The organism is Bacteroides sp. HMSC067B03 (genome assembly GCF_001811315.1).
Lineage (GTDB): Bacteria > Bacteroidota > Bacteroidia > Bacteroidales > Bacteroidaceae > Bacteroides > Bacteroides faecis.
The window spans coordinates 22,924-42,345 of record NZ_KV804509.1; the positions used below are offsets into that span (position 1 = coordinate 22,924).

Consider the following 19,422-nt stretch of genomic DNA (forward strand, 5'->3'; position numbering starts at 1 on the left):
AAGAAAAGATTATAATAACCACTTAACTATTAGGTATATGAAAAAGATTCTAATGTTGCTGGCTTTTGCCGGCGTTGCGTCTGCCGCTTCTGCGCAGCAAACCGTGACTGTAACTGAATACGAGGTTGTTCAGGTACAAGATAAATATCAGGTAATAACTAACCCATTCTGGAGTAACTGGTTCTTCTCAGTAGGAGGTGGTGCACAGGTATTATTTGGTAATAATGACCATATCGGAAAATTCAGAGACCGTATTGCCCCCACATTGAATGTATCAGTTGGTAAATGGGTAACACCCGGTTTTGGAGTGCGTATGCAATACAGTGGACTACAATCTAAAGGATTCACTACTAACGAATCTGCAAATTATGTAGTCGGTGGTCCGAGAGAAGATGGCTCTTACAAGCAGAGATGGGACTATATGAACTTGCATGGTGATTTGATGATCAACCTGAATGCGCTTTTCGGTGGATACAACCCGGATCGCGTATATGAAATTATCCCGTATATCGGTGCCGGCTGGGCTCATTCATATTCCAAACCTCATACCAATGCTGCTACTTTCAATGCAGGTATTATCAATCGTTTCCGTTTGTCAAATGCTGTTGATTTGAATCTTGAATTGAGTGCAACTGGTCTGGAAGGTAAGTTTGACGGTGAACATGGTGGTAAACCCGATTATGACGGTATTTTAGGTGCTACTCTCGGTGTAACTTATTACTTCCCGACCCGTGGATTCCAACGCCCTGTTCCACAGATTATCTCTGAACTGGAATTGAGACAGATGCGTGATCAGATGAATGCTATGGCAGCCGCTAATATGCAGTTGCAGCAACAGTTGGCTAATGCACAGCAACCTGTAGTGGAAGAAGCTGAAGAAGTTGTTGTAACAGATGCTAACATCGCACCGCGTACAGTATTCTTCAAGATTGGTTCAGACAAGTTGTCTCCACAAGAAGAAATGAACTTATCTTATCTTGCCAGCAAGATGAAAGAATTCCCGAACATGACATATACAATCAACGGATATGCAGACTCTGCAACCGGTACTCCGTCTATCAACCAGAAGTTGAGTATGGAACGTGCACAGGCTGTTAAAGACTTGTTGGTTAAGAAGTACGGCATCTCTGCAGACAGATTAACCGTTGCAGCAGGTGGTGGTGTCGATAAGTTCGGTCAACCGATTTTGAACCGTGTTGTATTGGTAGAATCAGCTCAGTAATACGCTCATCTAGCTCGGTATATATTTTGTATAGGCTGGATTAGTTTAATAAAACATAGTCTCCTTATTTTCTTGCTTCCTTATTTTATGGATAAGGCGGGAAAATAAGGAGACTTTTTTGAATACATAAAACTTCTTCTTTATCGTTCTAATATATTATATGAATCAGCCGATTTTATAAATTAACTCTTTTACAGCATCATTCTCAGACAAACATCCATTCTATGTAATAAAGTTTTGTATATTTGTAATACATAACTCAAATCTAAGACATTATGGGTGATTTTTATGGCGTATGTGCATTACTTGCTGCACTGATGTTCTTCGTCTTGATACAAAAGTTTGATAAGAAGTTTGGGAAGGTAGAGAAAGAACTGGACGAAATAAAGAAACGAATGGATGCTTTTCTCAAAGCTCAGGAGAGAATAGCTTCCGATCATGTACAATCGAAGGAAAATGTATCGGCTGAAGCCGTGGAAGACACATGCATCCCGCCTCATGCGGCAAATGAAATCCCTGTTCCGAAAAAAGAACTGTTGCGGAAAGAAGAACAGCTTGAAGCTCCTCAGGGTATGATGGCAGAGAATAATGTAACTTCTGAAATACCTGTCGTCACACCGTCTGTACGGAAACAGAAGAAAGTTAACTATGAGAAGTTTATCGGTGAAAATCTGTTTGGCAAGATTGGTATTCTTGTATTCGTAATTGGTGTTGGCTTCTTTGTGAAATATGCCATTGATAAAGACTGGATTAACGAGACATTACGTACTGTACTCGGTTTCCTGACCGGCTCTGCATTGCTGGTTGTTGCCGAACGTCTGCAAAAGAAGTACCGTACATTCAGTTCCTTGCTTGCGGGTGGAGCTTTCGCTGTCTTTTATCTTACGGTAGCTATTGCCTTTCATTTTTATCATCTCTTCCCTCAGACTGTCGCCTTTATTATTCTGATAGTTATAACGCTGTTCATGTCGATTCTGTCTGTCCTGTACGACAGGCGCGAACTGGCCATCATTTCATTGGTCGGAGGATTCCTGGCACCTTTTATCGTCAGCAGTGGCGATGGTAACTATATGGTACTGTTCACTTATATAAGTATATTGAATCTTGGGATGTTCGGACTTTCTATCTATAAGAAATGGGGAGAACTTCCGGTGATAGCCTTTGTCTTTACCTACCTAGTGATGGGACTATTCCTGCTGACCGGCTATTCTACCGGAACGGCAATCATTTCCGTACATCTGTTCGCATTTGCCACCTTGTTCTATTTTATATTCCTATTGCCGATCTTATCGATACTCCGGATAGAAGCCATAAAGAAGAACAGGGGATTATTACTGGTTATCATAACCAATAACTTCATTTATCTGTTATTGGGAATCCTGTTCCTGCGAAATATGGAACTGGCATTTAAGTCCGAAGGTTTGCTGAGCTTGTTCATTGCAATCATCAATTTAGTTTTGGTTATCTGGCTGCGAATGAGTAAGAAAGATTATAAGTTCCTTATTTATGCCATGTTGGGACTTGTACTGACATTTGTTTCCATCACCATACCTATTCAACTGGACGGAAACTATATAACCTTATTCTGGGCAGCGGAAATGGTACTGCTGTTATGGCTTTATGTCAAATCGAAGATCTGGATATATGAACGTGCTACCTTGGTATTGATGGGGCTGACACTTATTTCATATCTGATGGATGTATCTGCCGTGATATTATCCTCTCCTTCCTCCGATACAATTTTCCTGAACAGTTCTTTTGCGACTTCCCTGTTTGTCGGTTTGGCTGCGGGCGCATTTGCTTTGATGATGGGACATTACCGCTCTCTTTTCTCTGAAGCCCGCTGCCTGAGATATGTTCCTTGGAATCCGGTCATGCTTCTTACATCTGCTGCTATACTCTATTATACATTCATGGCAGAGTTTTCCTTGCATCTGGCAGGAGCTACAAGGAGCGGGATGATGCTGGTATTTACTTCCGCTGCCATCCTTATCCTCAGCTATGCTTTCAAGAAGCGTTTCCCGATAGAGCAATGTACGATTCCTTATCTGGCAGGTCTTGGAGTTAATGTCTTGATATATGCGATCAATATATGGGGAGACCAATGGGCGCACATGAGTCTGCCTCCTGTTTTACTCCGATGGCTGGCGGCAGCATTTATTATAGTTAACCTATACTACGTTGCCCGTCAATACTATACTATTATAGGACTGAAAATTCACTTCACTGTCTATTTGAATGTGCTGGCACTTCTCCTTTGGCTGACGATGGCGCGTTCTTTCCTCTGGCAGGCGGGAGTCGAAGATTTCGATGCCGGTTTCTCCGTTTCATTGAGCATTGCGGGATTTGTCCAGATGGCATTGGGGATGCGTCTGCACCAGAAAGTGTTACGTATCATTAGTCTTTCAACTTTTGGAATCGTTCTGCTGAAACTGATTCTGAAGGACTTATGGGCAATGCCTACTATCGGTAAGATCATTGTGTTTATCATTTTGGGCTTGATATTGCTGGTACTTTCTTTCCTTTACCAGAAGCTGAAAGGAGTGCTCTTCAAAAATGATGAAGATGAAACGGATTGAGCCGGTCATGCAATAAAACTCTCTTTATATAAATACAAATAAGAAAGCACCCGCGTTACAGTTGTCTGTGGCGCAGGTGCTTTCTTATTTATAAAGGATGTGTCGTACACCCTATTTTTTATTCTGTTTATTCCTGCGAAGAGGCAAAGCGTTTCACTTGTTCTTCAATCAGTTCTTTATCATCGAAGTAGTTGATCTTCATCGCTTTCTTTACATCTGCCAATGTTTCGGCAGCGGCAGCTCTGGCTACTTCGCATCCTTCCTGCAACATTTTGTAAATAGCAGGAATATCTTTACTGAATTCTTTGCGACGGTTGCGGATCGGTTCCAATGTTTCCTGCATAATAGCGTTCAGGAAGCGTTTTACTTTTACGTCGCCCAGTCCGCCACGCTGATAGTGAGCTTTCAGTTCTTCCAGATTCGGATAATCCGGCAAGTAACGTTCGAAATGTTCCGGACGGCAGAAAGCGTCCAGATAAGTAAATACGGTATTACCCTCTATCTTACCCGGATCTTGTACGCGGAGGTGTCCCGGATCGGTGTACATACTCATGATCTTCTTCTGGATTTCTTCCGGTTCTTCGGACAGATAGATGCAGTTTCCGAGTGATTTACTCATTTTAGCCTTTCCGTCAGTTCCCGGCAGACGAAGGCAGGCAGCATTGTCCGGCAACAGGATTTCCGGTTCTACCAGCGTTTCACCATAAATATAGTTGAAGCGACGAACGATTTCGCGCGCCTGTTCCAGCATCGGTTCCTGGTCTTCACCTACCGGAACAGTAGTGGCACGGAAAGCAGTAATGTCCGCAGCCTGGCTGATAGGATAAGTGAAAAAGCCTACAGGGATGCTTGCTTCGAAGTTACGCATCTGAATTTCAGACTTCACAGTCGGATTGCGTTGCAAACGGGATACGCTTACAAGGTCCATATAATAGAAGCTAAGTTCGCACAATTCCGGTATTTGCGATTGGATGAAGATAGTGGCTTTGGTCGGATCAATGCCGCATGCCAGATAGTCGAGGGCAACTTCAATCACATTCTGACGTACCTTTTCAGGATTGTCTATATTGTCCGTCAACGCCTGTGAATCGGCAATGAAGATAAACATTTTACTATAGTCACCTGCATCTTGCAAGTCCACTCTGCGTTTCAACGAACCTACATAATGTCCGATATGGAGTCTTCCGGTAGGACGGTCACCCGTCAATATGATTTTCTCTTTTTTCATTGTTATAGCCTTATTATAATAGATTTAGCGACAAAGATAAGGATAAAAAATGAAAGATGCGTCAAAATGAAGCCTCTTCGTTATTTATGCTTACTTTTCTCGACTTTTAGTATAAAAAGAGAATATTCTTCTTCAAATTCTTTGTAATTTTAGAAATATGTCGTTACTTTGCACAAATTTTGAAATCGACAATGAATCAACAAGAAATTAGAAGTAAGTATTATCTACATTCGGATGTTTTTCACCCGGAATCAACAGGCTTCTTCTTTTTTCTCCAAAAACGATATTTTAGTTCTTTGGTAATGCGTTAATCCTTTTACGAGGGTAACGCATTTTTTTTATAGACGAAACTTAGAAAACTTATTATAACAACAAAAGAAATGGAAAAGGAAATCAAGAAAGTTCTCGTTTTGGGTTCTGGAGCACTCAAAATCGGACAAGCCGGAGAATTTGACTACTCAGGCTCACAAGCACTGAAAGCTTTGAAAGAAGAAGGTATCAGCTCAGTATTGGTAAACCCGAACATCGCAACCATTCAGACTTCTGAAGGAATTGCCGATAAAGTGTATTTCCTTCCCGTAACTACTTATTTCGTAGAAGAGATTATCAAGAAAGAACGTCCGGACGGTATCCTGCTGGCTTTCGGCGGACAGACTGCATTGAACTGCGGTGCCGAACTGTACACACAAGGTGTTCTTGATAAGTATGGAGTGAAAGTACTGGGTACATCGGTAGAAGCTATCATGTACACAGAAGACCGTGACCTGTTCGTGAAGAAACTGGATGAGATTCAGATGAAGACTCCGGTGAGCCAGGCTGTAGAAAGCATGGAAGATGCTATCGCTGCTGCCCGTAAGATCGGTTATCCGGTGATGGTGCGTTCGGCTTATGCCTTGGGAGGTCTTGGTAGCGGTATCTGTGCTAACGAAGAAGAATTCCTGAAACTGGCTGAAAGTTCTTTCGCTTTCTCTAAGCAGATTCTGGTAGAAGAATCTCTGAAAGGTTGGAAAGAAATCGAGTTTGAGGTGATTCGTGATGCCAACGACCACTGCTTTACAGTGGCCAGCATGGAAAACTTCGACCCGCTGGGCATCCATACCGGTGAATCCATCGTTGTAGCTCCTACTTGCTCATTGGATGACAAAGAACTGAAGTTGTTGCAGGAACTGTCTACGAAGTGCATCCGTCACCTCGGCATCGTAGGTGAATGTAACATCCAGTATGCGTTCAACTCTGATACGGACGACTATCGTGTGATTGAAGTAAATGCCCGTCTGAGCCGTTCTTCCGCACTGGCATCCAAAGCTACCGGTTATCCGCTGGCATTCGTGGCCGCTAAGATTGCATTGGGGTACTCACTCGACCAGATCGGTGAGATGGGAACTCCGAACTCTGCTTATCTTGCTCCGCAACTTGATTACTATATCTGTAAAATCCCTCGCTGGGACTTGACGAAGTTTGCCGGTGTATCCCGTGAAATCGGTTCAAGCATGAAGTCGGTAGGTGAAATCATGTCTATCGGTCGCTCTTTCGAAGAAATCATTCAGAAAGGTCTTCGCATGATCGGTCAGGGTATGCACGGTTTTGTAGGTAACGACGATGTACACTTCGACGACCTCGATAAAGAACTTTCACGTCCGACTGACTTGCGTATCTTCTCCATCGCACAAGCTATGGAAGAAGGATACAGCATCGACCGTATCCACGAACTGACTAAGATCGATCCCTGGTTCCTCGGCAAGCTGAAGAACATTGTAGACTATAAAGCCAAATTGTCTACCTATAACAAGGTGGAAGATATCCCGGCTGACGTAATGCGTGAAGCTAAGGTTCTTGGTTTCTCTGACTTCCAGATTGCCCGCTTCGTTCTGAATCCGACCGGAAACATGGAAAAAGAAAACCTTGCAGTACGTGCTCACCGTAAAGCCTTAGGTATTCTTCCGGCTGTAAAACGCATCAATACTATCGCTTCCGAACATCCGGAACTGACTAACTACCTGTATATGACTTATGCAGTGGAAGGTTACGACGTAAACTATTATAAGAATGAGAAATCAGTAGTAGTACTGGGGTCGGGCGCTTACCGCATCGGTAGCTCGGTTGAATTTGACTGGTGCTCGGTGAATGCGGTTCAGACTGCCCGCAAGCTGGGTTACAAGTCTATCATGATCAACTACAATCCTGAAACAGTTTCTACTGACTACGATATGTGCGACCGTCTGTACTTCGACGAACTTTCTTTCGAACGTGTGCTTGACGTGATCGACCTTGAACAACCGCGTGGTGTGATCGTATCCGTAGGCGGACAGATTCCGAACAACCTGGCTATGAAGCTGTATCGCCAGTCGGTACCTGTACTGGGTACTTCGCCGGTTTCTATCGACCGTGCCGAAAACCGTAACAAGTTCTCTGCAATGCTCGATCAGCTCGGTATCGACCAACCGGCATGGATGGAACTTACCAGCCTCGAAGAAGTGAAAGGATTCGTAGAAAAAGTAGGTTATCCGGTATTGGTTCGTCCTTCATACGTACTCTCGGGTGCTGCAATGAACGTTTGCTACGATGACGAAGAACTGGAAAACTTTTTGAAGATGGCTGCTGAAGTATCTAAGGAGTATCCGGTAGTTGTTTCTCAGTTCCTTGAAAATACAAAGGAGATAGAGTTTGACGCTGTAGCTCAGAACGGTGAAGTGGTTGAATACGCTATTTCCGAACACGTAGAGTTTGCCGGTGTACACTCCGGTGACGCTACTCTGGTATTCCCGGCACAGAAGATTTATTTTGCAACTGCCCGCCGCATCAAGAAGATCAGCCGTCAGATTGCTAAAGAACTGAATATCTCCGGTCCGTTCAACATCCAGTTCCTTGCCCGCAACAACGAAGTGAAGGTAATTGAATGTAACCTGCGTGCTTCTCGTAGCTTCCCGTTTGTATCTAAGGTGCTGAAACGCAACTTCATCGAAACGGCTACCCGCATCATGCTGGATGCTCCGTATAGCCAACCGGACAAAACTGCGTTCGACATCGACTGGATTGGCGTAAAAGCCTCTCAGTTCTCTTTCTCCCGTCTTCACAAGGCTGACCCTGTTTTGGGTGTGGACATGTCTTCTACCGGTGAAGTAGGTTGTATCGGTGATGATTTCTCTGAAGCATTGCTGAATGCGATGATCGCTACAGGCTTCAAGATTCCGGAAAAGGCAGTGATGTTCTCTTCGGGTGCAATGAAGTCTAAGGTTGACTTGCTGGATGCAAGCCGCATGTTGTTTGCCAAAGGATATCAGATTTACGCTACTGCCGGAACCGCTGCATTCCTGAATGCTCATGGTGTAGAAACGACTCCGGTTTACTGGCCGGATGAAAAACCGGGAGCAGAAAACAATGTGATGAAGATGATCGCTGATCATAAGTTCGATTTGATCGTTAACATTCCGAAGAACCACAGCAAGCGTGAGTTGACGAATGGTTACCGTATCCGTCGTGGCGCTATCGATCATAATATTCCGTTGATTACGAATGCTCGTCTGGCAAGTGCTTTCATTGAAGCATTCTGTGAACTGAAACTGAGCGATATTCAGATTAAGAGCTGGCAGGAATATAAATAAACTGCTTTATATATAATAAGGAGACTCTCTCTTTGGCATACCAAGGAGAGAGTCTCTTTTTTTATGTATGGCTTGGTTTATTTTCTCTCTTTATTTCTCTCTCTGTGAATCAACATACGTTTTGCTCTCATGCTCTCACTTTTTGCCTGTATCGCTTTATCCATCGTAGTTACAGCTATGGTAGCAAGTGTGGTAGCAGTGTGGTAGCAAGCGTTTGCTCTCACTTTTTATCCATTCGCAATCCGTTTTTTCTTTCTGTTATGGTCTTATATTCAGTACGTTAACATCTGAGCTGTCAACTGTTAATGATTGTCGTTTCATCTATTAATAATTGAGAATTCAGGTATTAATGGCTGATACCTCCTCTGTTATTGCCTGATCAATGCTTTGTTCTGACTTATCGCCAGGTGTTTCAAACGGGTTTCCATCGCTTGAAACCACAGTTTCCATTACTTGAAACTAGAGTTCCCATTACTTGAAACTTTAGTTTCATACGCTCGAAACTTTTGGTTTCAAGCCTTTGGAACTACAGTTTCACACCGATGAAACTAGAGTTCCAAGCTGTGGAAACTGCGGTTCCAAATGGAGAGAATGTTAAACTCTCAGGTAGAGGGTTCTAAGACTATTAATTGCTCTCTTACATCCTAAGTGAAATAACTGATAGTGAATGGTACCTGTATTTTATGGCTTACTCACGCAATAATTGTAGACTTTCAGATTCTGTACCTTACTGTTGAAGTTTCCAGCCTTTTCCAGCGGGAAGACTAGTGTACGTACATAACTCATCGAATCTTTCCCTGCGTTAAAGTAGAGTTTCTGCGTATTCATTTCTTCAACCACCTTTCCGTTGACCCTCAGCGTAGTGCTTCGGTTGTTTCCTTCTATCTGAATAGTTGCTTTTTCTCCCGGATTCACTTTGTAGGGGAAGGTATTCAGGTAACCGTCGCGGGCAAATCCCATCATTCCCCGGATGGGGTCGGACAGGTAGAATACAGCATTAGGAGAACGGAATAATTCGGTTCCTTCGTTCTCTTCTGCTCCGGTGATGTCGAAGCTCACAGTGTAGTTATAACCGATTTCCGGATAATCGGAAGTGCTGCCGGGGGCAACCGTGGAACGTTCGTATACTAATCCCGGCTTTGTGCCGATTCTCGCCAGCTGATTGACTCCGGGTGCTTCGCTGAGGAGCGCTCGTTTCTCATTAAATGTTTCATAAGGAATACCCGTTTGGGCACCTGTCCACATTTTTACGGACAGAGTCTGCAAAGGTGAGAATATACGGTGATGGATGTCTTTTACTGAAATTCCGTTGCCGGCATGGTCGTTCCAGATAGCAAACATACCGCCGAGAATGGAAGGGTGCTTTTCTTCAAATACCGATTTTCCGATATGGGCTGGAGTCCATTCCTTATATAAGTATGGCTCGTTGAGGTAGTCCTGATAATACTCGGCTACCGGAACGATATAGACCATTCCGTCCGGAATACAGATTAACTTGTATCCGTCTTTTATCATGGTTGCCGGGTCGGCATACCCGTTGTACCAGGCATTCATGATGACGTTTTCTGATTTGACAGGGGTATCACCTTTGGCATGGCTGAGAGCGCCCCATACCACTGCTTGCTTGCCAAAACCTTCGACAAAACGAATGTAATGATCGGTGAAAGCCCGGAATTTTTCTATCACGTCTTTCTTTGCATTCGAGTATTCGTCTGTACCGATATGTACCCGTTTGCCAACAAACACCGGATTGTCGCCTTCCAGATATTCTTTGAACAGAGCATCTACAAATTCATACGTTTCCGGCTTGAATAAGTCGAGATGATCCATTCCATACTCTTTGCTGCCGATTTCCGGTTTGTAATGAGTAAGTGCCAGTGAATGGGCAGGAACATCAATCTCCGGAATGATTTCCACGAAGTTGGATGCTGCCTGTTTCTGGAAGTCGATGAACTCTTTCTTGGAATAAGAGCCGTCACGGGCAGCCAATCCCGGATAAGTATCCGACTCCAGACGGAAAGCAGCATACGTCTTATCCCAGTTGTGCTCGAAATATTGCTTGAATCCGTTATCGTTCAGATGAACTTGCAGCGTATTCATTTTGTAGTAAGCCATGATTTTTACCAGGTCTTGCAGATAAGACATCGGTATGAACTTACGACCGCAGTCTATCATGAAGCCGCGAAGCGGATAGTCGGGATAATCTCGGATTACTCCTTGCGGGAGTGAACGTTCCTGATTCTGCTCCGCCAGTTGCAGGAGGGTGCGTGTGCTCCAGTAAAGGCCGGTTGTGGTAGGGGCGGAGGCAGCTACGCGGTCGGTTATCTTAATGGCATAACCTTCTTCGCCTAATTTCTTGTCTGTCGATAATGCTAAGACAAAATCGCCGGAGGCAGCCTTGCCTTGTACTACGCTTAATGTCTGCCCGAACATCTGCCGATAATCGTCGGCAAACATCTTGGCTATTCGCAGTAATTCGGGATTTTGGGAGGTACAGACAATCCGGGCATCTTTTCCCGGAATAAAGTTGCCGTCTTTTCCCGTCCATTGTTTGAGTTCGGGAATAACGAACGGTTTCGGGTTGACAGCGGCACGGGATAAACTACCCGTCAGACAAAAGATGACCAATAAGGCCAAAGCTTTCAGCGATACAAACTTGTTTCTCATAAGGGGGATTTTTGTGTTTTTGTTAATTAATAAATGATTATAGTTAATTATTGGGTGAAAGTAGGCATAATTTGGATATCTGTCAACAAGTAAAGCTATTTATTTTTTATTTTTGTGATTTCCAAAATGATAAAAACCGATTAAGAATGTTAGTACTTCTATCTTGCGCCAAGACGATGAGTGCGGTGTCGAAGGTGAAAGTTCCTTTGACTACGAGCCCCCGCTTTCAGAAGGAAGCGGCGGAAATAGCGTTGCAGATGTCTCAGTTTTCTGTTGACGAATTGGAACGTTTACTGCGTGTCAACGCTAAGATTGCTGTGGAGAATTATAAGCGTTACCAAGCTTTTCATGCGGAGGCTACTCCGGAATTACCGGCTTTGCTGGCTTATACCGGAATCGTATTCAAGCGCCTCAATCCGAAAGATTTCTCTGTGGAGGACTTTGAATATGCGCAGGAACACTTGCGGCTGACTTCGTTCTGTTATGGGCTGTTGCGCCCTTTGGATGTAATTCGTCCTTATCGTCTGGAGGGAGATGTCGTGTTGCCGGAATTAGGGAATCAGACAATGTTTTCCTACTGGCAGTCGCGTTTGACGGATGTGTTTATACAGAATATCCGGCAGGCAGGAGGAATCTTGTGTAACCTTGCCAGCGATGAGATGAAAAGTCTGTTTGACTGGAAACGGGTGGAGAAGGAGGTGCGTGTGGTAACTCCCGAATTTCATGTCTGGAAGAATGGAAAACTGGCTACGATTGTGGTCTATACCAAAATGTCTCGTGGCGAAATGACACGTTTTATCTTGAAGAATAAGGTCGGGAATCCGGATGACCTGAAGGGATTCTCGTGGGAAGGGTTCGAATTTGACGAATCCCTTTCGGATGAAAGAAAATTTGTATTTACGAATGGTAAGGGGGAATAAGGAATATGACAGAAGTCGAGAAGATGCGTAGCAGCCAGTTGGCTGATATGTCTGCACCGGAGTTGCAGGAACGTTTTGAACATGCAAAGAAGTTGCTGGCTGTCATGCGTGGATTGAGCACGTATGATGACGGTTACAGGGAATTGTTGGAAGAGTTGGTGCCGGGTATTCCTGAAACTTCGGTGATCTGCCCTCCTTTCCATTGCGACCACGGAGACGGGATCAGGTTGGGCGAACATGTATTTGTCAATGCCAATTGTACTTTTTTGGATGGAGGATACATTACAATCGGTGCTCATACGCTGGTAGGGCCTTGCGTGCAGATTTATACGTCGCATCATCCGATGAATTATCTGGAACGTCGCGGTTCGAAAGAATATGCCTATCCGGTTACGGTCGGTGAAGATTGCTGGATTGGTGGCGGAGCAATCATCTGTCCCGGTGTGACGATTGGCAACCGATGTGTGATAGGAGCGGGAAGTGTCGTAACGAAAGATATTCCCGACGACAGTGTCGTAGTCGGGAATCCGGCCCGTGTGGTCCGCAAACAGGTTTAACCGGGAAATTTATTTCCCGGATTTGAGTGTTCCCGCATTGTTGTCTTCGTTATGAAGGCGTCTTTCGGCGGACTCGTATTTGCGTCCGAAACTGAAATTCCACGAAAGTGTGAGAGCGAATACTCTGGAACTTTCTTTGATGTACATCCAGTTTTTGGAAGGAGCTAACGGACTGAAGTTCTCACTCCCTATTCTGTAGTTACTGCCGAAAGGGTTGAGAGACATGACTCCTACATTCAGCTGCTTGTAGCGGTAGCTGACGCTTAAAAGATGGTAGTTCTCTCCGTAACTCAGAGTCTCTCCGTAAAAATCATTTCGGTGGTTCCGTATCTCGAAATACGCGCTCCATTTTTTATAGGCTGCCGTTGCGCTGGCACAATAGTACCAGTTGGTATAAGTGTGATGATAGTTGTGTCCGCGGCTGTCGAAATAGTTGATACCTGTCGATATGGACAAACTTAAGATATCTTTTATAGGGCCTACCTTGATTTCTACTTCCGGATTGAGCTTTTGCCAGCTCCGCTGGTTGGCGGTGGTGCGCACAAAAAGTTCGCCTTCTCTGAATGTTTCTTCCATATTGGGCTTGTGCTGATACTGATACAGGAGATAAAGGCTGCTGCTGAATAGTCCTTTACGGAAGTCTACGTTCAGCGTATTGTTGTAGACCGTTGACATTTTCAGGGTCGGATTTCCCCGGCGTATTTGTAAGGAGTCAATCAGTTGCTCTACGTTGCTCAGATCGGAGAGGGCGGGGGTGCTTCTGGAAATCTGTCCCTGGTAGCGGATAAAAGCTTGGTCCGAGAAATTGTAGGTAAGCCGTATACGGGGTAAGACTGAATATTTCTGATATCCTTCACCTTCTTGGTTGAACCATGAGCGGCTGCCCTGTACCCCGACGGAATAATTAAACCTTTTTATTTTGCTGCTGTATTCTATATAAGTGGAAGTGTGTGCTTCCTGCATCCGCGTTTCCGCCGAAGAAGTGCCGGCGTACTTGTTCTCCGTCAGTGATTGCTGGTGGCGGATACCTGCACTGAGCTTGCTGTTGGTGAATTTCTTTTCGTAGATGCCTTCGCCGATAAATGAGTATTTCTTTCCGCGGATAGCCGAATAAATATCGGTAGCAAGGATGGAATGCTTCTTTTCTTCGTAGGTGCGGTCGTCATAAGTATGTATATAAGTGCCTACCGTGTTCAGGATGATGGCCTGGTTGTTTTTGAGGTTACGTTGCAGATAGATATCGATGGAGGGAGATTTGCTGTCTGAGGCCGTGTGGTCTTTCATGGCTACACTATTATCCGGATTGTCGATGGGGTATAATGTGCTTTGGGTGTTCAGTTTGTTATAACGGAAACTTCCCCGAAGGGCTACACTGACGAACCACTTTTCGGCTTCCTGGTAGCTGTAATTCATTGTCAGATAATCCCAGCGCATTTTCATTTTGTCAGGGACACCGTCTTCCAGTCTTGTAAAAGAAGGCTTGTCCGAGAAATGAAACGTTTCGGAATTCTCCCGCCAGTAGTTCTTGAATGAGCGATAACCTTCATGGTAATTGATTCCCCATTCGGAATTTTTATGGTTGATTTTGGCTGTTGCATTGTTGTTTCCCAAAAGTGTGTTGACTGATGTACTTGTGTCAAATCCTACGTAGCCACCTGTCTGATGACGGCGGACGATATAGTCTATGACAGCCGCTGCGTTATCTCCATACCGTAAACCCGGTTCGTCATGGTATTCGATGCGGATCACGTCTTCCGGCTGCAAAGCCAGTATCTCCTGTATCTCCACTTTCGCTCCGTTGATACGTAGCTGTACGTCTCCCTGATTGGAAGAAGTAATCGTTTGCCGGATGGGGTCGACTTGTATGCGGCTGAGTTGTAAACGTTGTAACAGGCTAAGCCCGTTCGTTGAAGTTTTTAGCTGACGGGCACTGGGAAGAATGATCTTCCGGTCGGGCTGGTTGATAACAGGATTGGCGGTAATGGTCACTTCTTCCAGTGCGATGGCTGCCGAATCAATGGAGATCGACCCCAAGTCGAGTGTGGTTGTAAAATCATTCAGGTTGATTTGTTGTGTTTGATAGCCTAGCCCGGATATCCGTAATTGATAATTTCCTTTTTGTAAGTTGTTCATGTTGAATCGTCCCCGTTGGTCGGTAATGCCTCCGGAGATGAAAATAGAATCTTTTGTCTGTAAAATGACATTGGCAAATTCTACCGGCTCTTTGCCGGATACGATTCTTCCTCTTAACTGTAAGTCTTGTGCAATAAGCAACATACACAGACATAGAAATGCTGTGGTTGTAGTGATTCGTTTCATATCTTATTATTAATGGCAGAGAAAGAGTCGCGACTGTCTTTATCTTGTTGTGTTTATTAGACGGACCTAGAGAAGTGAAAGTTGCATGAAAAAAAACTTTTTTCATTATTTGCTGATAATCAGATAATTTCTGATTGTGATAAAAACTTTCTTGAAAAATAATACATGAAATGTTTGGAGGTTTCGAAAAAAGCCGTACCTTTGCATCGCTTTTGAAACGGAAGTGTACGGGCGCTTAGCTCAGCTGGTTCAGAGCATCTGGTTTACACCCAGAGGGTCGGGGGTTCGAATCCCTCAGCGCCCACCATAAAAACCGAAACACTTCCGCCAACAAAAGGGCGCTTAGCTCAGCTGGTTCAGAGCATCTGGTTTACACCCAGAGGGTCGGGGGTTCGAATCCCTCAGCGCCCACAGAAATGGAAGTCTTGCGAAGAAATTCGTGAGACTTTTTTTGTTCTTGCTGCTTTTTATTTAACTTTGCAGTACGATCGGATGTTAAATAGAAAAAGTAACCCCTTTATATATTAGGTGATGGAAGAGGATGTTCGTTGGCTGCAACGTTTGGATAGTTTCCGAAAAGCTTGTCGGAGAGTGCTTGAGATTACAGAGTCGGATAAAGAACCGGATGATTTGTCTGAACTGGAGCAAGAAGGGCTTGTTCAGCGTTTCGAGTATACGTATGAGTTGGCATGGAAAGTGATGCAGGACTTCTTGAAGTATAAAGGGTATGACTTTGCGCTGGGGCCGAACGGTACACTGCAAAAAGCTTTTGAAGACGGGCTGATATCCAATCATGATGCGTGGAGAAGGATGAATAAAGCCCGGGGAACCACGTCTCATACGTATAATGAAGGTGATGCATTGGAGATTGTAGAGAATATTTATACTGAATATTCAGGGTTGCTGAAAATGTTGGCTATAAAGCTGGAACAAGAAAAACTTAAACTTGAAACAGGAAATTTGTTTTCGTGATGTTTGGATTGAGCGATGAGGTGATACAGGATATTTGTGGCGTTTTTGAGCGACATAGCAATATTGATGAAGTGGTACTGTTCGGTTCGCGTGCCAAAGGAAACTATTTGGAAGGTTCTGATATAGACTTGGCGGCTAAAGGAAACGGGTTGACTTTTAATCAATTGATGGACATAAATGTCCAAATAGAAGACCTCGGGATCTTATATAAAGTGGATGTCGTTGATTATAACAAGAATATAGGCACTCCTCTTGTAGCACATATCGATAGGGTTGGTAAAGTGTTCTATAAAAAGAGATACTAAGAATATTAAATGGATTTTTTGTTTCTTACCGCTTTTATACAAACTTTCTTTGTCCTTTTGGCTTATAACTCAGGAAAAAGAGTTAATTTTGCAGTCTGATAATTATCTAAGAAAACGTATGGAACTTGATGTATTAACGGCCATATCTCCGATTGATGGTCGATATAGAGGCAAAACTAAAGCTTTGGCAGCTTATTTCTCTGAATTTGCACTGATTAAATACCGTGTACAGGTAGAGGTGGAATACTTTATCACCTTGTGTGAACTTCCTTTGCCGCAGTTGAAAGGAATCGATAACAGCGTGTTTGAAACTTTACGGAATATCTACCGTAATTTTTCGGAAGCAGATGCGCAACGTATTAAAGATATCGAGAGTGTAACCAACCATGATGTAAAAGCTGTAGAATATTTCCTGAAAGAAGAATTTGACAAGCTGGGTGGAATGGATGACTATAAAGAATTCATTCACTTCGGACTGACTTCGCAGGATATTAACAATACGTCTGTGCCTCTTTCTATCAAAGAAGCGTTGGATAAAGTTTATTATCCGTTGATTGAGGAACTGATTGCACAGTTGAAAACTTATGCAACGGAGTGGGCTGACATCCCGATGCTTGCTAAAACTCATGGACAGCCGGCTTCTCCGACTCGCCTGGGTAAAGAGGTGATGGTATTCGTTTACCGTCTGGAACGCCAGCTGGCTATGCTGAAGGCATGTCCGATCACTGCTAAATTTGGTGGGGCTACCGGTAATTACAATGCTCATCATGTTGCATATCCTCAATATGACTGGAAACAATTCGGCAATCGTTTTGTTGCAGAGAAACTGGGACTGGAACGCGAAGAATATACCACTCAGATTTCGAACTACGATAACTTATCTGCTATCTTTGACGCGATGAAACGTATCAATACCGTGATGGTAGATATGAACCGTGACTTCTGGCAGTATATTTCTATGGAATACTTCAAACAGAAAATCAAGGCCGGAGAAGTCGGATCAAGCGCAATGCCGCACAAGGTAAATCCGATTGACTTTGAAAATGCGGAAGGTAATCTGGGTATCGCGACATCTATTCTGGAACACTTGGCTGTGAAACTTCCTGTTTCCCGCTTGCAGCGTGACCTGACAGATTCTACAGTACTCCGTAATGTCGGTGTGCCTTTCGGACATATCGTGATTGCCATTCAGAGTTCACTGAAAGGACTTCGCAAGTTGCTGCTGAACGAACCGGCTATTTACCGTGACCTGGATAATTGCTGGAGCGTAGTGGCTGAGGCTATCCAGACTATTTTACGCCGCGAGGCTTACCCGCATCCGTATGAAGCTTTGAAAGCTTTGACCCGGACAAACCAGGCTATTACAGAAAGTTCTATTAAAGAGTTTATCGAAGGCTTGAATGTAAGCGAAGATATTAAAAAAGAGTTAAGAGCAATTACTCCGCATACTTATACGGGACTTTAATTGTTTACTTATACAATAAACGTGTTTTTTAAATAGGCCGTGAGGCCAAAGTCTAATTTTATTCGAATAAAAAAATGAGCACAGAAAACGAAGAATGGCGCGAAAATTCTTTCAATGAGGAGAATACAGGTGCCGGCCGTGATGGTAACAAGTCTTACAACAGAGAAGGTGGAGAACGTCCGTATCGTCCTTCTTACAACCGTGAAGGTGGGGATCGTCCGTATCGCCCGCGATTTAATACCAACAATGAAGGTGGAGAACGCCCGCAGCGTTCTTATGGTGACCGCTCTTATGGCGATCGTCCGCAACGTCCTTCTTATAATCGTGAAGGTGGAGACCGTCCGTATCGCCCTCGCTTCAATAGCAATAATGAAGGAGGCGAACGTCCGCAACGTCCTTACAACCGCGAAGGTGGAGAGCGTTCTTATGATCGTCCTCAACGTCCTTCTTACAACCGTGAAGGTGGTGACCGTCCGTACCGTCCGAGATTTAACCCGAATGGCGAAGGAGGCGATCGTCCGCAGCGTCCTTACAATCGTGAAGGCGGCGAACAACGTTCTTATGGCGATCGTCCGTACCGTCCCCGTTTCAACAGTGGTGAAGGTGGTGACCGTCCTCAGCGTCCTTACAACCGCGATGGTGGTGATCGTCCGTATCGTCCTCGCTTCAATAGTGGCGAAGGTGGCGGCTATCGTAATAACAATGCTGGCGGCGGCTATCGTCCGAGATTTAACAATGACCGTTCGCAGGGGGGCTATCGTCCGCGTCCGCGTACCAGTGACTATGATCCGAATGCTAAATATAGCATCAAGAAACAGATTGAGTACAAGGAACAGTTTGTTGACCCGAATGAACCGATTCGTCTGAATAAGTTCCTGGCTAATGCCGGTGTTTGCTCACGTCGCGAGGCTGATGAGTTTATCACAGCAGGTGTGGTTTCTGTAAACGGTGAAGTCGTAACTGAATTGGGTACAAAGATCAAGCGTTCGGATGTTGTGAAGTTCCATGATGAACCGGTTAGCATTGAACGCAAGGTATACGTACTGTTGAATAAGCCGAAAGATACGGTTACTACATCGGATGATCCGCAGGAACGCCGTACGGTAATGGACCTGGTAAAAGGCGCTTGCAACGAGCGTATTTATCCGGTAGGACGTCTTGACCGCAACACGACTGGTGTACTTCTGCTGACCAATGACGGTGACTTGGCTTCAAAGCTGACACATCCGAAATTCTTGAAGAAGAAAATTTATCATGTTCATCTGGATAAGAACCTGACAAAAGCGGATATGGATCAGATTGCAGCTGGTGTACAGTTGGAAGATGGTGAAATCCATGCAGATGCTATCAGCTACACAGATGATTTCAAGAAAGACCAGGTAGGTATCGAAATTCACTCCGGCAAGAACCGTATCGTTCGCCGTATTTTCGAATCACTGGGATATAAAGTAGTAAAACTCGACCGTGTATTCTTTGCCGGATTGACCAAGAAAGGTCTGCGCCGCGGAGACTGGCGTTATCTGTCGGAAGCAGAAGTAAACTACCTCCGCATGGGTTCATTTGAGTAATATATAATATTGTATTAA

12 protein-coding genes and 2 tRNA genes are annotated in these 19,422 nt (G+C 44.3%); 11 read left to right on the forward strand and 3 right to left on the reverse strand.

Going from position 1 to position 19,422, the window contains the following annotated elements; translation table 11 throughout:
• Window positions 1-37: 37 nt before the first annotated feature.
• Both HMPREF2794_RS26480 and HMPREF2794_RS26485 read left to right on the forward strand, forming a co-directional pair.
• Window positions 38-1,222, forward strand: a complete 1,185-nt coding sequence (locus HMPREF2794_RS26480; protein WP_055271795.1) for an OmpA family protein — start codon at window positions 38-40, stop codon at window positions 1,220-1,222.
• A 275-nt stretch (window positions 1,223-1,497) separates the two neighbouring features.
• Window positions 1,498-3,801, forward strand: coding sequence for a DUF2339 domain-containing protein (locus HMPREF2794_RS26485; protein WP_070753141.1), 2,304 nt, complete (start codon window positions 1,498-1,500; stop codon window positions 3,799-3,801).
• Window positions 3,802-3,928: 127 nt separating this feature from the next.
• On the opposite strand, the gene trpS is transcribed toward HMPREF2794_RS26485, so the two are convergent.
• Window positions 3,929-5,029 (reverse strand): tryptophan--tRNA ligase, encoded by a 1,101-nt coding sequence (gene trpS / locus HMPREF2794_RS26490; RefSeq protein WP_010536498.1) that lies wholly within the window; start codon window positions 5,027-5,029, stop codon window positions 3,929-3,931.
• Window positions 5,030-5,409: 380 nt separating this feature from the next.
• Here trpS and carB point away from each other — a divergent pair, with 380 nt between their 5' ends.
• Window positions 5,410-8,631: a carbamoyl-phosphate synthase (glutamine-hydrolyzing) large subunit gene (gene carB, locus HMPREF2794_RS26495; protein ID WP_010536499.1), complete on the forward strand. Its 3,222-nt coding sequence runs from the start codon at window positions 5,410-5,412 to the stop codon at window positions 8,629-8,631.
• Window positions 8,632-9,312: 681 nt separating this feature from the next.
• Here carB and HMPREF2794_RS26500 read toward each other — a convergent pair.
• Entirely contained in the window at window positions 9,313-11,298 is a 1,986-nt protein-coding gene (locus HMPREF2794_RS26500) for a family 20 glycosylhydrolase (RefSeq protein ID WP_070753143.1), read from the reverse strand.
• Between the two features lie 146 nt (window positions 11,299-11,444).
• On the opposite strand from HMPREF2794_RS26500, the gene yaaA reads away from it, so the two are divergent.
• Both yaaA and HMPREF2794_RS26510 read left to right on the forward strand, forming a co-directional pair.
• The gene (gene yaaA, locus HMPREF2794_RS26505; protein WP_070753145.1) at window positions 11,445-12,218 is read left to right on the forward strand and encodes a peroxide stress protein YaaA; all 774 of its coding nucleotides are present in this window, start codon (window positions 11,445-11,447) and stop codon (window positions 12,216-12,218) included.
• A 5-nt stretch (window positions 12,219-12,223) separates the two neighbouring features.
• Entirely contained in the window at window positions 12,224-12,775 is a 552-nt protein-coding gene (locus HMPREF2794_RS26510) for a sugar O-acetyltransferase (RefSeq protein WP_070753147.1), read from the forward strand.
• 9 nt (window positions 12,776-12,784) lie between these two features.
• On the opposite strand, the gene HMPREF2794_RS26515 is transcribed toward HMPREF2794_RS26510, so the two are convergent.
• Window positions 12,785-15,094, reverse strand: a complete 2,310-nt coding sequence (locus tag HMPREF2794_RS26515) for a carboxypeptidase-like regulatory domain-containing protein (protein WP_070753149.1) — start codon at window positions 15,092-15,094, stop codon at window positions 12,785-12,787.
• Between the two features lie 229 nt (window positions 15,095-15,323).
• On the opposite strand from HMPREF2794_RS26515, the gene HMPREF2794_RS26520 reads away from it, so the two are divergent.
• The 6 genes from HMPREF2794_RS26520 to HMPREF2794_RS26545 all read left to right on the forward strand — a co-directional run bounded on the left by HMPREF2794_RS26520 (window position 15,324) and on the right by HMPREF2794_RS26545 (window position 19,404).
• Window positions 15,324-15,401, forward strand: a tRNA-Val gene (locus tag HMPREF2794_RS26520).
• Between the two features lie 29 nt (window positions 15,402-15,430).
• A tRNA-Val gene (locus tag HMPREF2794_RS26525) sits at window positions 15,431-15,505 on the forward strand.
• Between the two features lie 120 nt (window positions 15,506-15,625).
• A complete protein-coding gene (locus HMPREF2794_RS26530) occupies window positions 15,626-16,066 on the forward strand; it encodes an HI0074 family nucleotidyltransferase substrate-binding subunit (RefSeq protein ID WP_070753151.1) in 441 nt (146 codons plus the stop codon).
• Window positions 16,066-16,371: a nucleotidyltransferase domain-containing protein gene (locus HMPREF2794_RS26535; RefSeq protein ID WP_070753153.1), complete on the forward strand. Its 306-nt coding sequence runs from the start codon at window positions 16,066-16,068 to the stop codon at window positions 16,369-16,371. Before HMPREF2794_RS26530 ends, HMPREF2794_RS26535 begins: the two co-directional genes overlap by 1 nt.
• Before the next feature lie 118 nt (window positions 16,372-16,489).
• Window positions 16,490-17,836, forward strand: a complete 1,347-nt coding sequence (gene purB, locus HMPREF2794_RS26540; RefSeq protein ID WP_070753155.1) for an adenylosuccinate lyase — start codon at window positions 16,490-16,492, stop codon at window positions 17,834-17,836.
• A 74-nt stretch (window positions 17,837-17,910) separates the two neighbouring features.
• Window positions 17,911-19,404, forward strand: a complete 1,494-nt coding sequence (locus HMPREF2794_RS26545; RefSeq protein ID WP_070753157.1) for a pseudouridine synthase — start codon at window positions 17,911-17,913, stop codon at window positions 19,402-19,404.
• Window positions 19,405-19,422 lie beyond the last annotated feature (18 nt).